General features: G+C 53.7%; 11 protein-coding genes. 2 read left to right on the plus strand and 9 right to left on the minus strand.

Annotated features, from left to right (window positions below; genetic code table 11):
• Positions 1-56: 56 nt before the first annotated feature.
• Genes FCS97_RS07050 through FCS97_RS07075 form a run of 6 tightly spaced genes read right to left on the minus strand, consistent with a single transcriptional unit; the run spans position 57 to position 7,780 of the window.
• A complete protein-coding gene (locus FCS97_RS07050; protein ID WP_138517676.1) occupies positions 57-1,232 on the minus strand; it encodes a type III PLP-dependent enzyme in 1,176 nt (391 codons plus the stop codon).
• Positions 1,201-2,967, minus strand: coding sequence for an IucA/IucC family protein (locus FCS97_RS07055; RefSeq protein WP_138517677.1), 1,767 nt, complete (start codon positions 2,965-2,967; stop codon positions 1,201-1,203). The genes FCS97_RS07050 and FCS97_RS07055 overlap by 32 nt, the downstream gene beginning before the upstream one ends.
• Entirely contained in the window at positions 2,913-4,133 is a 1,221-nt protein-coding gene (locus tag FCS97_RS07060) for an MFS transporter (protein WP_171035197.1), read from the minus strand. The genes FCS97_RS07055 and FCS97_RS07060 overlap by 55 nt, the downstream gene beginning before the upstream one ends.
• Positions 4,130-5,836, minus strand: coding sequence for an IucA/IucC family protein (locus FCS97_RS07065; RefSeq protein WP_138517679.1), 1,707 nt, complete (start codon positions 5,834-5,836; stop codon positions 4,130-4,132). Before FCS97_RS07065 ends, FCS97_RS07060 begins: the two co-directional genes overlap by 4 nt.
• The gene (locus FCS97_RS07070; RefSeq protein WP_138517680.1) at positions 5,833-6,990 is read right to left on the minus strand and encodes an ATP-grasp domain-containing protein; all 1,158 of its coding nucleotides are present in this window, start codon (positions 6,988-6,990) and stop codon (positions 5,833-5,835) included. Before FCS97_RS07070 ends, FCS97_RS07065 begins: the two co-directional genes overlap by 4 nt.
• A 1-nt stretch (position 6,991) precedes the next feature.
• Positions 6,992-7,780: an HpcH/HpaI aldolase family protein gene (locus tag FCS97_RS07075; protein ID WP_138517681.1), complete on the minus strand. Its 789-nt coding sequence runs from the start codon at positions 7,778-7,780 to the stop codon at positions 6,992-6,994.
• A gap of 201 nt (positions 7,781-7,981) precedes the next feature.
• Between FCS97_RS07075 and FCS97_RS07080 the strand changes: the two genes are divergently transcribed.
• A complete protein-coding gene (locus FCS97_RS07080) occupies positions 7,982-10,042 on the plus strand; it encodes a TonB-dependent receptor family protein (RefSeq protein ID WP_138517682.1) in 2,061 nt (686 codons plus the stop codon).
• 53 nt (positions 10,043-10,095) lie between these two features.
• Here FCS97_RS07080 and FCS97_RS07085 read toward each other — a convergent pair whose 3' ends face one another.
• The 3 genes from FCS97_RS07085 to hemP all read right to left on the minus strand — a co-directional run bounded on the left by FCS97_RS07085 (position 10,096) and on the right by hemP (position 14,451).
• Positions 10,096-11,997 carry a c-type cytochrome gene (locus FCS97_RS07085; RefSeq protein ID WP_138517683.1) on the minus strand — a complete coding sequence of 634 codons (1,902 nt, stop codon included), beginning with the start codon at positions 11,995-11,997 and terminating at the stop codon, positions 10,096-10,098.
• A gap of 79 nt (positions 11,998-12,076) precedes the next feature.
• Positions 12,077-14,194, minus strand: a complete 2,118-nt coding sequence (locus tag FCS97_RS07090) for a TonB-dependent siderophore receptor (RefSeq protein ID WP_138517684.1) — start codon at positions 14,192-14,194, stop codon at positions 12,077-12,079.
• A gap of 71 nt (positions 14,195-14,265) precedes the next feature.
• On the minus strand, positions 14,266-14,451 hold the full coding sequence (hemP, locus tag FCS97_RS07095) for a hemin uptake protein HemP (protein WP_138517685.1): 186 nt from the start codon (positions 14,449-14,451) through the stop codon (positions 14,266-14,268).
• A gap of 145 nt (positions 14,452-14,596) precedes the next feature.
• Here hemP and FCS97_RS07100 point away from each other — a divergent pair, with 145 nt between their 5' ends.
• On the plus strand, positions 14,597-15,730 hold the full coding sequence (locus FCS97_RS07100; RefSeq protein WP_246066096.1) for an imelysin family protein: 1,134 nt from the start codon (positions 14,597-14,599) through the stop codon (positions 15,728-15,730).
• Positions 15,731-15,734: the final 4 nt, after the last annotated feature.

The following is a 15,734-nucleotide window of genomic DNA, read 5'->3' on the forward strand; positions in this document are numbered from 1 at the left end:
TTAAGTGCTTTAGGTTAATCGAAGTAGGTAGCCTTCTCAGCCCAAGAGTTCAACTCTCAATTGAGATAGATAGTTTCTGGCGCAGCATGCATCAAAAAATTCTGGTGTGAAATATTCCATGCATAAGCACCCGCCAGCGTAAAGACCAGGTAGTCACCCAAAGCCAATTCCTGAACTGGTAGTTGCTGGTGCAGGCGGTCTTTCGGGGTACACAGTTGCCCCACCACATTCACGGTTGAATTGAGCACAACGGCCGCGTTGCGGTTGCGGTGCACCCACACCGGGTGGTTGTGGCTTTGTGCCGCAGGGGTCCGAAAGTGGTGTGTGCCGCCTTTGCCGATCGCAAACCACTGCCCATGACTTTGTTTCAGATCGATTACTTCCATCACGTAGTAGCCACAAAATGCGCTTACAAAACGGCCGCACTCAAACCTGATTTGCCGGGTTTGCATGTCATGTTGTGTGATCAATTCATCAAGCCGATTGCAGAATTCCGGCCAGTTGAATTGTTCATCCACGCACTGATAGTTCACGCCGATCCCGCCGCCCACATTGATCACTTTGCAGCGAATGTGCCATTGCGATTCCCATTGCCGGGTGATTTCGAAGTACCGTGTCATCAATTTCAGATGATTTTCGACTGACAACTGATGCGACATGGAATGAAAATGAAATCCTGCAAATTCAAGTTGTGGTGATTCCTGAAGCAATGCCAGCGCTGTGCCAAGGTCGCAGGGGTCGAGCCCAAAGGGGGTGGCTTGACCGCCCATTTGAAGTTTGCTGCTTGCTATGCCTTCAAGCGTAATATTCATGCGCAACATGATTGTTTGGGTTTGATCCGTGTGAGCGCAAAGCAATGCAAGGCGCTTCAGTTCGGTCAGGCTTTCCACGTGAATACAGGCCACCTTTTGGTGTAGTGCCTGTTGCAAATCGTCAGTGGTTTTGCCGGGGCCACCGAAAATCAGTGGTTTGCCAAATTGCTGCTCATTCAAGTGGGCCAACTCGCCTGCCGATGCAGCTTCAAACCCGTCAACGTGTGGGGCCAGCGTGTGCAGCAGGTGCACATCAGGGTTGGCTTTGGCCGCGTAATACAGTTCGCAATTGCGGGGCAGGTGCCGTTTCATGTGTTGCGCATGCGCAGCCAGTGCGGGCAAGTCGTACACATAGGCACACCAGGGTGATGTGCCTGACTTGGCCTTTTCAACAAGCAGTTTCTTCAATGTGTTTGTCATGGTGTTCAAGCAGGGGGTGTGAAAGGAATGTGTAGTCGGAAAGGCGATCGGCCTTTTTGAACAAACGTGTTTTGAGGTTGTTCTTCGATGCAAGCGTTTGGCCTTGCAACAAACCGGAAAGCGTCTGGGGTGTACCCAAGGCATGGCTGGTCTGCTGTATCCGTGTGGCAAGGCATTGCCACGCACGTTGTTCAAGCCCCGGTGTGTGCTGGCAGGCGTGGAAAATCATCTCGGCAATGTTGTTCACCAGCAGGCAATAACTGACCCTTTTCCAGCCTTGGTCTTCGGAATAATGCACAGAAGCAATGGCACGTTCCGAAAGGCCTTTCAGGCGATCAGACGGCCAGTGTTGTGGAACCAGTTTGGTGCCTTCCAGGTCGCGGATCCAAACGCGCACGGGCATGCCCTTGTCCAAGGCCAGCACAGTGTTTTGCAAATGCGGCTCAAGCACCACACCGTGTTTGAAAAACAGGGTCAAGGTGCTGGGTACCAGCAAATTGAAATAGTTTTGCAGCCATTTCAGGGTGAAGTCGGCTTTGTCTGAACCGTGCTTTTCAGCCTGTTCGCCAAGAAGCTGTGCCAGTTGGCTTTGGCCTGCCGTGTCCCATGACGCAAGCGTGCCCACCATGTGAATGTCGGTGTAGTGACTTTGAAGTTGTTCCCTGAAGATAATGCCGAAACTTTCCTGCAAGCTCAGGATATCTTCGTTGCTGACAGCTGTGCCGGCTTTCGATAAATCGAGTGTGCAGGCGGCAGGTTCGCGCAACATCCGAAAACCTGGGTGTGCGTGCTCAACATGTTCAAAGGTGTGTGCAAGCAGTTGGGTCATGCCCACAGCGCTTTCAAGTTCATACCACGCATTTTTGCGAATGCAATTGGTCAGCCGAACGTGAATGGAGCATTTCAAAAATACATCAAGCTCGGGTTGGTACAGGGTGCGCACCGACGAGGTGGGCCACACCACTTTGCCCAAGGCGCCCAAGTGGCGAATCAGTTTTTTTTGGCTTGCCTGCTGATAAATTCTGGAGCTTAGAACAAGGTCCACTTCCCAGGGGTGGCAGGGGTAGAGGCCCGTGCGCCCGGTCAGCACTTCAGACACTTTGTTGATCACCGGGTTGCCGAGTTCTTTCAGTAAAACGGGATCGATTTCAAACCAGTGCAACTGGAATGCGGCGCCCACCTCTGGTGAACACATCAGCAATTGATCCGCTTGAACACCTGAGCGGCTTTTCGGGCTGGGGTGAAACGGATGTCCCCATAGCAGCGATTGTTCGGTGTGCTGCACGGCGTTGATGCGGGGCACGTTTGCATGCGCCAAGAACAGTTGCATGTTGTCCAGGCTGTTGTGTATTTGGGCCTGCAATTCGATGTTCGGTTCGGTTTGCGTCAGCATGGCCATGTGCTCTAGCAGGGCTTCAATGGCTGCGTGGGTGCTCAGCACTTGCCACGGCTTGCCCATCGGTTTTCCGAACAGTTTCGAGCCCAGCTTGACCTGGTTCAGCGCGCCCCGTACTTGCACTTTGAAGGCAATTTTCAGCAAGGGGTAAGCGGTGCGAATTCTCACCGTTTCTCCTTCCAGTAAATCGCTTTGCAGGGCTTTGGGCAGGTCGCCTTGTGCGTGCCAGTCCACCAGTTGCTGAGGCACTGCGAATTCGCGCAGGTAGCAATTCAGAAGATGATTCAGGCTGTGGTGTTCGGCTTGGTGTTGCTGAATTCGTTGTTCAAATGTGGGCATGGGCGTGATCCTGTTTTTTGAATGTGGTGAACAAGTGGCATGGCAGCAAGGCTTGCCACAGCGGAAAGCAGAAAAGGCGAGGAAAGGTTCATGTGGTTGACTGCAAAACCGGCTGCAACGCCAGCGGCCACACCGGCCAGTTTTCCCACGCTGTCAAGCGAGCCAAACCAGGTGCCTGCGCGCGCTGCCTGAAAAGACTTGGCCACCAGTTGATGCGTGCCGTGGTAGCCCAGCCAAATGCCCACGCCAAACAGAACACGGGCAGCAGTAAGGGCCCAGCCGCTGTTGAATTGCCACTGCATGCACGCGGCCATGGCCAGGGCCAGCATGCTGAGGTGGCAATTCAATGCCCAGTTTGGCAGGCGTTTTTTCAGCAGCGGTTGAAGCAGCAGATAAACCAGGTGGGGCAGCACGTACAGCAGGGCAATGGCAGTGGTGCTGGCAATGCCCGGGGCTGCGTAGGGCAGGAAGTACGGGAAGGTGACCACCATGGCAAAGCAGAACAGGGCTTGCAGACTGCACACTGCAAAGGCAGATGCGTAGTGCACTTGGGTGGATTTGTTGCCCAAGGCATTGTTGGAGGCAGTGCCTGAGGTTGCTTTCGATGTGTGCGATGTGTGTGAATCGTTGGGCAGTGTGCAGGCATACAGTGCGCCCAGCATGGGCAGGGTTGCCAACACAATGTACAGGTGTTGTAATTTGACGTGTTGAACGCCAAAGGCCAACACCAAAGGCGCAGTAACCAGCGCCATGCGTGCGCTGAACTGCGTCCAGTTCAGGGTGTTGGACAGCGTTTCACGCGGCAAGGTGGTGGCCAGGTAGGAATTGGCGGCAGCCAGCGTGCCTCCCATCAAGCCTTGCAGGGTTAATGCCATGACCAGTTCCGGCACTGAACTTGAAACCCCGACCCACGCAAATGCAAGGGACAAACCTGCCAGCGCACGGATCAGCGAGAAACGCCTGCCGAAGCGATCGGCTACCTTGCCCCACAATGGGCCGCTGAGTGCGGTCAGCAGGGTGGGCCATGCAAACACAAACCCGATCCAGGGGCTGTTCGATGGCAGCCCCAAGTCGGTGAACAGCACGGGCAGGTACAGCGGCATCCCCAGCACGGTGAATGCGGCCAGAAAATGACAGACCAGTACTGCGATCAACACACGGCTCATGGCAGGTCTCGCAAGGGGTTGGGGCCTGTCATGCCGTAAAACTTGTTCACATCGCTTGCGCCGCATTCCTGTTTGCTCAACAGGCTTGCACTTTGCAGCAGGTACTTCACCGGGTGCATGCGTGCGCACAGCAACAGCTCGGTGGCCAGATCGGTGTCGAATCCTTCCAGGCGCAAGCTGTGCAAGGTGTTTTCGATGGCCTCGCGCAAGGTGAGCAAAGCCTGTTGGCGATTCAGGGCACCGCTTTGTGCCAGCCCATCGAGTACGGCAAGTAAATTCAGTTGCAGGGTGATGGTGATGAACATGTGGGCAAGCGGTGCTTCTTCGTTGACCAGAATGCGGGCGTCGTGCAGATCTCGCACATTGTGCCCCTGGCTTGCCGCGGCTGTTTCAAAGCGGCTTGGCCACAGGCGTGCGGCATCGTTGTCTTTCATCACAAGCGTAGGTGGCTGCCCGGGGCGCAACGACAGCACAGAATTCTGTTGATTCGATTCCAGCGCAATGCCGTGTTGAATCCACAAGCGAAGGTGCACGCCAATCATCAGTGTGCAATAGCTTGCCCACCAGCTTTGCAAGCCTTGCCCTTGTTGTTCCAGGTATTCAAGCAGGTAGGGTTTGCCGCTGGGCATGGGGCTGCACAACGTGGCCACGGTGGCCAGTGTTTCATCGGGCAGCTCAGGCGGGTACTGGCGGTGTAGAAAGCCAGCAATGTTCAGGTGCTTGTAGCAACCGGTGAACGATTCATCCACATGACGGTACAAACCTTTGATCCCTTCATTGGTGTGTTCGATCGACGCAAGTGCCCGGGCAAACCAGTCGCCATCCTTCAGGGTAGACGGCTTGATGTAGCGAATATTCTTCTGACCCAGTGTGGCAATTGGCATGGGCAGTTTGATGTGTGAGGCCGGGTGGTTCAGCACGGCCACAGTACGCACCGACAGCGTGGGTTTGACGGGCAAGTATGCCTGTGGTGCTTCAATGCTTTCCGGGATATCCCGTGCTATTGCTGCGCGCATCATGGGGTGAACCGGCAGCAGTGCGTGGCTGTTGCAAAGCGACTGCGGCAAGCCCACTTGTTCTAGTGTGGGCCACCAGGCCGGTTCAGTGCCGGTGCCTTCAAATTCGCTTGCAGGCACAGCAAACCAGGCCAATTCGAAAGTGGGGTTGAATTCTGGTGAAAAGGCTTTCAGTTCGCTTGTGTCCATCCCGAATTTTGCACGGGCGGTGGGGTAATAAGGGTGATCCAGAAAGCTGGCCATTTGGTCGGCGTGCAGCATGCGTTCAGCCCAGTTGCGTTGGCGTGAGTTGAAGTCCAGTAGGTGCTGCTGCTCTGTGTACGTTTGATCACACAACACGGTTTGATCAATGGCGGCTTGCACCTCCAATTCATAATTCCGGTATAGGGCGGCTGCATCTTCAGGTAGCCCTTGCGCCAGAAAACGAATCCATCGCCTTGCGCCTTGTTGTTCAATCCATTGGCTGTGTTGAAGTATTTCCCAGTGGGGGTTGATGGCCCTGTAGGCTTGCATGCCAGGGCTTTTTTTTACTTCGATCCGGCAGGCTTCGGGCAGGTGTTCAAACACCAGAAATGTGCGGTTTTCGAGTATCTCAATTCGCCCCGCGCTCAGGATGTAGCGAACGTTTTCCCGCAGGCAGGCATTGATCACCCTGAGCGCAATGCGCTGGTCGTGCAAGTTGTTCATTGAACGCTCCAGGGGTTGCGGTTTTGCGTTTCGCTGCGAAGCAGTTGAAGTTCACTGTCGGAATCGGCCTGAAAGGTGAATACACCAATGTAGTCTTTGTTGGAGTGGCTGATTTGTATGGCTTCCCCTTCCTGTTTGATCGCCCGGTACTGCACATCGGCATTGTTTTCAATGCGTGGTGCCTGGCGCAATGTGCCTGCCTGCTCGGCCACCAGGTAATCGATTTGTGCGCATTTGGGTTTTACACGGGGCACTTCAATTTCTTGCCCAAGGTGAGTTTGCAGAATGGATTTGAACCAGCCTTGCTCCACAAGCTGATCAAGCAGGAATTCGCGGTTGTCGCCGATGCTTCGGTAGTTGATTTCCACCAGAACCGGGCCGCGCGGTGTCACGATGAATTCACTGTGGCAAGCGCCTAGCGCCACGCCAAATTGCGTAAGAATGTGTGCCATGTGCGTGCGCCACTGCCGTGTGTGCGGGCCATTCCATTGCGCGGCGGTTTCAACAAAATAGGGTGGGTTGGACAGGCTTACATCAAACCCGCCGATGGTGTGCAGGTGTTTGCCATCGCCCAGCGTTTCAAGCGTAATCAGCGGGCCTTCCATGAATTCTTCAAGCAAGACGCTTTGCGATTCATCAAGCTGTAGAAGGTGTTGGGTCAGTTGCGCGGGCGTGTCGATGCGAACCACGTCCATTGATGCTACACCTTGTGTGGGTTTGACCACCAAGGGGTACGGCCATTCGGTGTGAACCGGGTCGCTGCTGCGAATGGTTTGGCTCCAGATGGTGGGCAGGCGAAGCGACTCAAGCCGTTTGCGCATCCAGTGTTTGTTTTTTGCGTGATAGCAAACCTTCCACGGCTTGGCGGGCAAACCCAGCAGCTCGGCCACCAGGGCGGTGCAGGTTTGAAGGTGGTCGCTGTTGGAGAACACCGCCTGGGGTTCGATGTTCAGTGTGGCAATCAGGTCGATCACTGCGATCGGGTTGAACACATCGCATTCATGAACGCGTACATTGGCTAGCACTTGCTGGTGGGCATGGCCGTGATCCGTCAACACAATGACGTCGTGATCCAGTGATCGTGCTGCGGGAATGAATCCATCGACGATTGCGTTGTTCAGCACATGGGTCAGGAAAACAAGGGTGGGTTTCAATTCAGGCTCCTAGGGGTGCGGCTTGGGATGTACGAAAAGATTGAAGGTTGCTTCGCAATGTTTTGCTGAACTGGCTTCGGTCTTCGCCACACAAAAAAAGATTGCAGCCCAGTTCTTGCCAGTGCCGCTGCTGGCCGGGCGTTCGTGGGTTAGGGCAAAAGGGCACATCGGCTTGAAGGCAAATTTGATGCATGTTGTTCAATGCATCGAACACGTTCGGGTGCAGTGGGTTCGGCCCAAGGCCCATGTTCAGTGCAAGGTCCAGCGCACCTTCCATGACAAAGCTGACATGCCCGGTGGCCAGCATGTGGGGCAGGGCGTTCAAGCCGGTTTGGCTTTCAATCATGGGCACCAGCAAAGTGTGTTCGTTGGCCTGCGCGATGTAGTCGTTCAAAGGCAGTTGCCCGTAGCCTGTCACTGTGCCGCCAGTAATGCCGCGCGTGCCCAGAGGGGGAAACCTCATGGCTTGTGCCAGCGTTTGAATTTGATCCGCGGTTTCTGCGCGTGACAACACAATGCCCATCGCCCCGGCATCCAGCACTTTGCCAATGAAGTTTGGGCGAATTTCTGCAATGCGTACCAATGGAATACAACGGTGGTGCCGACAGGTTTGAATGCATTCGCGCAGCGTATTTTCATCAAGCAGCACGTGTTCGGTGTCGATGATGACGAAGTCGTAGTTGCATTGGGCAATCATGTCGACAATGAGCGGGGATGGTAGGGAATTAAGCAGACCCAGCCAGGGCGATTTGCTGCTCGTTTGCTTGGTCAGCAGGGAAGAGGAAATCATCTTTAAATATGTAAATGAGAATGATTTATATTAGCATTGATTAAAATGAGAATTCAAAATATTTAACAGTTGATCACTCGAAATAGTGGTGGGGCTTGTTCCCTGTTTGCCAAAAAAATGACGTTTTTGAATTCAGTACAAGGAACAATCAGTAAAAATAACGATAATGAGAATGATTTTTATTAATAAAGGAAAATTGCAATGTCCTCTTTCGAAGTGTCTACAGACTCGCGACAGCGTCTTCGCGTTTCACCTCTGTCCATGGCAGTGGCAATGGTCTGTATTTCTTTAAGCCACAACGTTTTGGCTGAAACACTGGCCCCCGTTACAGTGCAGTCTGACTGGTTGGGCCCACCCACCGAAGAAAGCGTAAAAACCTACACGGGTGCACGCACTGTGCTTGAAAAAGAAGACCTGGAAGAGCGTGGCGCATTGAACCTTGAAGACGCTTTGCGCCGCGTGCCGGGTGTTCAAGTGCTGGATGAAACCGGTACCGGGATTTTGCCCAATATTGGTGTGCGCGGTTTGAACCCGTTGCGCAGCGAACGCTTGCAAATTCTGGTGGATGGTTACCCGATTGCAATTGGTCCCTACACCAACGTGGGTCTGTCTCTTTTCCCGGTCACGCTGCCCAGCCTTGAAGCTGTGGATTTGGTGCGTGGCGGTGCAGCAGTGCATTACGGCCCGAACAACGTGAGCGGTGTGCTCAATTTGGTGACCAAACCCATTCCGGCAAAAACCAGCCAAACCTTCCGCGAACGCCTGCAAATTTCCGAAGAGACCGGCAATGTGTTGACCGACACTTACTATCGCATTGGTGGTTTTGTGCGGGAAGACATTGGTTTGCAATTTCAGGCCAATATTGCGGATGGAAAGGGTCAGCGCGATCGCTCCGACACCGAGGTGCGCAATTTCATCGTGGATGGCGAGTATTACCTGAACGCCAACAATGATTTCAAAGCGCAATTGCAGTATTACGAGGTGCAGGCCGAATTGCCCGGTGCCTTGAGCCCGGCAGCATACGAGCAGAATCCGAACCAGTCCCAGCGCCCGTTTGATGCTTACGATGCCGACATGTGGCGCGCAACATTGACGTGGAACCACAGTTTTAATGACGATACAAAACTGACCTGGCGTAACTTTGCCCATCAGGCAGACCGCACTTTCTTCTTTAGCGATCCGATGGACCCGGCACTGCCTGCAACCAGCGTGAGTGAATCACCACGAATTTTCAGTGTGCATGGTACTGAGCCGCGCATTACTAAAAAAATTGGTAACCACACCATTATTGCTGGTGCCCGGTTTGTAGAGGAAGATGTTCGGTTCGACGTGACTCGCACCACATTGGCAACAGGTGCAGTTAACCCGTTGCGTCGCTGGGATTTTTCAACCACAGCCATGGCGTACTATTTAAGCGATTCAATTGCGTTGATGGACGGTCGTTTGAAAGTAACGCCCGGTATTCGCTACGAAGATGTTGAAACCCGTTACCGCGATTTGAACACGGGTGCACAGTTTCAGAATAACCCCGATGAATGGTTGCCCGGCTTGACCGTGGGTTATCAGGCCACGAAAGACGTGTTTGTGTTTGCCAACGCGCAACGCTCGCTGGTGCCTGTGCAAACCGCGCAGGTTACAAGGGGGGGTGATGTGGGCAATGAAACAGCTGAGAACTACGAGATTGGTTCGCGCTGGCAAATCAACCAGCAAGCCAATATTGCAGCGACCCTTTTCCGTGTGGATTATAAGGACCAAATTGTTTTCGACACTGGTGCATTCCGCAACCTGGGCGAAACACGCCAAGAGGGAGTTGAACTGGAAGGCCGCTGGAACCTGAACAGTCAAACCGAGTTGGGCATGAGCTACACCTATCTGGACACCGAGCAATTGTCAGGTGCCGACCAAGGTAAAGAGTTGCGCAATGCGCCTACCCACCACCTGGGCTTTGATGCGGTTTACAAGTTCGGCAAGTGGACAGCCAATGCCAATGCTCTGTATGTGTCTGAAAGCTTCAGTGATTCAGCCAACACGCAAGCTGAAACTGCCAACGGCAGCGCGGGTGAACTGCCTGCCTATACTTTGGTGAACATGCGCGTGGGTCGGGATTTCCCGATTGGTCAGGGCAGAAACGTGAACCTTGGTTTTGGTATCAATAACCTGTTTGACGAGCAGTACTTTTTCAGGGGTGTTGATGTGAGCACTATTGGCCGTGTGCCTGCACCCGGACGCATGTTGCTGGTTGAAATGCAGGTTGATTTCTGATCAGAACTTACCCAGTGAAAAGCCGGTGGTGAAGCAATTCATCACCGGCTTTTTTATTGCATGCCCCGTTGCTTGTCGATTTCGATTGATGCAACACCGCTGGCGCTGTTGCCCCAACTTCGCCGAATGTAAGTGACAACCGCTGCGATTTCGTTGTTGCTCAGTTCTACACGGTAAGGCGGCATGCCATGCGGGTAGGGTGTGCCCCGTGTGCTGGGTGAAAACCCGCCGTTGAGCACCATTCGAATTGCATTGACCGGGTTGGGGGCGATCACATTCACGTTGCCGGCCAGTGCTGGAAATTGATTGGCTTTCCCCTCGCCTTGTTCGCCATGACATTCCGCGCAGGTGTTGGCATAAATTTTTTCCCCACTCCGCATCAAGGGTTGCAGCGTGCGTTGTCCAAGGCCTGTTGATTCCTTTTCTGAAGGGGCTTGTGCTGGCAGACTTTTCAGGTAAACCGCCATGGCTTTGCTATCGGCTGCGGTGGCAAATTGCAGGCTGTGTGCAATCACCTCGCTCATTGGGCCGTAGGTAGAAGCGTGGCGATTGACTCCACTTTGCAAATACTGGGCAATGTCACTTTCACTCCAGTTGCCCAATCCATGCACTGGGTGATTGTTTAAAGCCGGTGCAAACCAGTTCAGCACCGGTATGGTGGCACCACTTAAATTCAAGTTGTTTTTCAAACCACCCAGCGTATTTCGGGGGGTGTGGCAGGCTGCACAATGGCCCGGGCCGTTGACCAGGTAGGCACCGCGATTCCACTCTTCATTTTTCTGCGAATTTGGCTGGTATTCGCCTTCCGTGAAATACAGGGCACGCCACACTGCCAACAGCGGGCGCTGGTTGAACGGAAACTGCAATTCGGGTTGCGGGGTTTTTTGCGCGATGGCGGGCAGGCGTTTCAGGTAAGCGAATAAATCGTCGACCTCGGCCCGGCTCATTTTGGTGTAGTCGGTGTAAGGAAATGCAGGATAGAGGTAGTCGCCGTTTTTGGAGACACCGCTGTGCATGGCTTTGTAAAAATCATCAGCCGTCCAGTTGCCCAAGCCGGTTTCAGGGTTGGGGGTTAAATTGCTGCTGTAGATTGGGCCAAATGGTGTTTCAATGGCGCGGCCACCTGCATAGGGTTTTTTAGGATCGGCCGTGTGGCAGCCTGCGCAGTTACCAAGGCGTGCCAAATACGCGCCGCGTTTTTCCTGTGCAGTGAGAACATCAAGCGCAATTGGTTCGCGCGATACAGTGGCAATATTCGGTGCGGCAGTGGCGGTGTGCGTTCCGCATTTCAGCGGAAACTCCAGGCTGTTGGCGGGCAAGGCTTTTGGATTTTTCGGCACAGGCTGGGCCGCTAAATAAGTGGTGGCCGTGTTCAATTGCTCGGAGCTTAAGGCTTTGACCAGTGCATGCATGCAATCGGGATCAGCGGCCTTGCGTTGCCCATTGCGCCACTTGCCAAGTTGCGCATTCAGGTAATCGCGTGGCAAGCCCAGCAAACCCGGCGTGTAGGGTTCGACACCAGTCAGCGCCTGCCCGTGGCAGGCTGCACATGCGGGTATTTTCTTGGATGCAACACCTTCAAATACCAGGCGTTTTCCTTGCTCCAGTTCATTGCTTGTTGCTGTGGTTTTCGCCGGTGCAGGGTAGGGTGGGTTTTGTGCTGCAAAGTATTTGGCCATTTGCAGCAGGTAGTCGTTCGACAAATGCTGAACAATTCCATTCATCGCGGCGTGCTGGCGGCTTCCATCGCGAAATGCGATCAACTGATTGTACAAATAGCCCTCGGGCTTGCCTGCAATGCGTGGGTAGTAACCCTCTGCGCTGGCACGCCCTTCAGCCCCATGGCAGGCCACGCAGGCCTGAACACGATCAGCCATGCTGGCCGCCAAATTGTTGGCGTGTGCATTGAAAGAAATCAGAAGAAGCAGGGCTGGGGCATACAAACGGGTGATCATGGTACGGCTCGGGCAGGACAACGCACCATTATAAGCCCGGGGCGATGACCAATGCCCCGGATATGCTTTGCTTCAGTTTTTAGAAGCGGTAGTTGGCGCTGAACACCACATTGCGTTCGACACCGTAGAAGCAGTCGCCACGAGACAGGCAGGTGGAGACATATTCCCGGTTGGCCAGGTTGGTGGCGTTCACTGCGTAGCGCCAATCGCCGGTTTCATAGGAAAGCATGGCATCAAGCAGCGTTACGCTGGGGGTGCGTACGTTGTCCACACCGTCCCATGATTCATCGATGAATCTCAAACCCGCACCCCATTGCCAACCGGGCAAGCCAAACATGGCAAATTGTTGGCGGCCCCACAGGCTTAGCGTTTGTTTGGGCACGGTGGCCAGGCGTTTGCCTTGGCTGTTGGGGGCGGAGTGGCGTGTTACCTTGGCGCTGGTGTAGGCATAAGCCGCGAGAACATCGACGGTAGGGCTGAGGCGGTGGTTGGCCTCCAGTTCTACACCCTTGCTTTCAGCTTCGCCCACCTGAATTTGATTGTTGGCAACAGCAGGATCAGCGACGCGGCGGTTATTCTCCTTGATTTCGTAGACTGCAGCAGTGAACAGGGATTTGCCATCGGGTGTTTCATATTTCACACCCATTTCCTGCTGTTCGGCTTGTTGTGGTTTGAATGGATTGCCAAAGAAATCGAGCCCACCAATTGGCAAGAATGATTCCGAGTAGCTGTAGTAGGGCATGACGCCAAAATCGGTGATGTAACCCAGGCTGGCTTTGTAAGTGTTGGTGGACGCATCCAGGTCAGAAGCTGGCGCATTGTCGGTTTCTGATTTGGCCCAATCCCGGCGAATGCCCACGGTAGAAAGCCAGCGCTTGGCATACTTCACCTGGTGCTGGGCGTAAATACCTGTCTGTGTTTGCAAGGTGCCTGCAATATCGGCCAGTACAGGAGCAGTGAAATTGCCATACACCGGATTTAAATAATCGATCGCGGCCGCACTGCCACCCGCACCGCGTGCGCCACCCAGGGCGACTCGCTGGTAATCAAGCCCGATGATGCTGGTGTTCTCGAACTCGCCAACATTCCATTTGGCAGTCAACTGTGAATCGGTGGTCAAGCTGTCGGCCACGTTGTATTGCGAAATAGCCACGCGGTTGATGGTTCGCCCATCGGAGTTAATCTGCGGCGTGAAGGCCGAGTAAATCGAGTTGTACGACACTGCGCTGTCGCTTTGCTTCACTTTCTGGCTGAAGGTGAATACATCGTTCAAGCGGTGGTCGAATTCAAGTCCGTACGATGTTTGTTTCGCGAGGTACAGGTCAAAGCCCGGTTCGCTGATAAAGGTGTTGGTGGGAATGCGGCCATTCGGACCTTCAAAACGTGTGCCTATGATCGGGAAAAAGCCGACTGATGAACCTGACAGATCGCGTTGCACATTCAAATAGGCGGTCAGGCTGGTGTCTGCACTGGGCCTCCAGGTGATGGAGGGGGCAAACAGTTCGCGGTCATCTGGTACAAAGTCCACTTGGGTGTCGCTGTCGCGGGTCAGTGCGATCATGCGATACAACAGCGTGCCTTCCGCGTTCAACGGGCCGGTCAAATCAAGGGCAAGTTGCTTGCGGCCATATTCGCCCAGTTGCACGCCCACTTCGCCCGCCTGTTTTTCTTGCGGACGTTTGCTGACCATGTTCACCAACCCACCAAAACCACCTTGGCCGTACAGCACTGATGAAGGGCCTTTGACCACTTCCACGCGTTCAAGGGTGAAGGGATCGGGTCGCACATTGTTGTAAAAACCAAAAAGTTGTTTCAAGCCGTCTTGGTATTGAACAAATGAGGTGCCGCGAATGAAAGCCCAATCCCCCCGGTTGTCAAACCCATAGGAGCCCGCACTGACACCTGCGGTGTAACCCAGTGTGTCTTGCAGTGTGAGCGCTCCCTGGTCTTCAATGCGGTCGCGTGTAATCACTGAAATGGACTGTTGGGTTTCAACAATGGCTGTGCCGGTTTTGGTGGCAGAAAATGTGCTGTTGGCTTTGTAACCGTCAACAGGTGTCGAGGGGCTTTGTTCAACCTGTACCTGTCCTTCTACTTTGACAGCGGGCAGGGTGGCTACGTCTTGAGCATTTGAAAGTTGGGGCCACAACAGGGCAATTGCGCCGATTGCGCCAGGCAGTATTTTTTTCGGGTTCATGATGCTTTCGTGAAAAAAACGCTGGCTGGCTGAAGTGTTTTTGGCTGGCTTGCGGTTTGAGGGTGAGAAATTTATTTGGTCAAAATCAGTTTGCCTTGAGCAGTAATTCGCAGGCGGTATTCGGTGTTGTCATGAACAATGGTTCTCTCCCGACTGCCATGGGGGAACAGCGTTTTCGTGTTTAACGGTCCCCTGGCTGGTGGCTCGGTTTGGCCTGTTGGTGCTGTTCCTGTGTTGAGAGTCGCTTGCTTGTTCATGGTGGCCCGAAAAAAGTTGATTGCCTGCGATGAATGCTGCGAAGTGTAATAGATGTTCTTATTAATTGCAAATCATTCTCATTAAGATTATCATATGGCCTGTTTTCGATTGATTCAAAGGTATTAGCTCCTCATGAAAAACTGGATGGTTGCCGGCTTGGCCCTGGCATTGTGCAATGTGGCTTTGGCCGCACCCACAGCCGATGAAGTTGCAAAAGGTTATGGGCAACTGGTGTATGCGAATTACACCGACTCTGTGAATGCTGCAAAGAAAATGCAATCGACCATTGATGCGTTTTTGACAGCGCCCTCGCAAGCGGGAATGGCGTCTGCAAAAAAAGCCTGGCTTGATGCGCGTGAGTTTTACGGACAAACCGAAGCGTTCCGTTTTTATGGCGGACCAATTGATGATGAAAACGGACCCGAAGGGCAGATCAACGCTTGGCCCATGGACGAGTCGTATGTGGACTATGTGCAGGGCGATTCAAATAGCGGTTTCATCAACAACGCCAAATTCAGCATTACCCGCGAAGCCTTGATCGAACAGAATGAACGCGGCGGCGAAGAAAACATTGCCACGGGTTGGCACGCCATTGAGTTTTTGTTGTGGGGCCAGGACTTGAACGACGATGGCCCCGGTGACCGTCCTTACACGGATTATGTGAAAGGCAAAGGCAACAATGCCGAGCGTCGCGCCCACTATTTGCAGGAAGTGACCGCTCTCTTGATTCATGATTTGGAAACTGTGCGGTCTGCCTGGGCTCCCGGAACACCGAATAACTTCCGTGCCCAGTTTGAGAAGGGTGGCAAAGAGTCTGTTCGTCAAATTCTGGTTGGGCTGGGTTCTTTGTCGCGCGGCGAACTGGCAGGCGAACGTCTCGAGGTGGCCTTGTTCAGTCAAGACCAGGAGGACGAACATTCCTGCTTCTCGGACAACACCCATCGTGATGCAGTCAACAATGCGCAAGGCATTTTGAATGTGTGGACGGGCACGTACAAGCAGGCCGACGGGGCGGTGTTGAAAGTACCCTCGCTGGCTGAATTGGTGGCATCCAAGGCGCCTAAGGTAGCCAAAGAAACCACGCAGCAAATCACGAACTCAGTGATTGCCGCAAACGCCATACAGGCGCCGTTTGATCGGGAAATTATTGGCGGTGCAAATGCACCCGGCCCGCAGCGAATCAAAGCGACTGTGGCCAGCCTGGTCAAGCAGAGTACTTTGATTGTGGAGTCTGCCAACGCAATTGGCATTAGCCAACTCACTTTGACCATGCCTTGAATTG

It is taken from the genome of Limnobacter alexandrii (genome assembly GCF_005871185.1).
Classification (GTDB): Bacteria; Pseudomonadota; Gammaproteobacteria; order Burkholderiales; family Burkholderiaceae_B; genus Limnobacter; species Limnobacter alexandrii.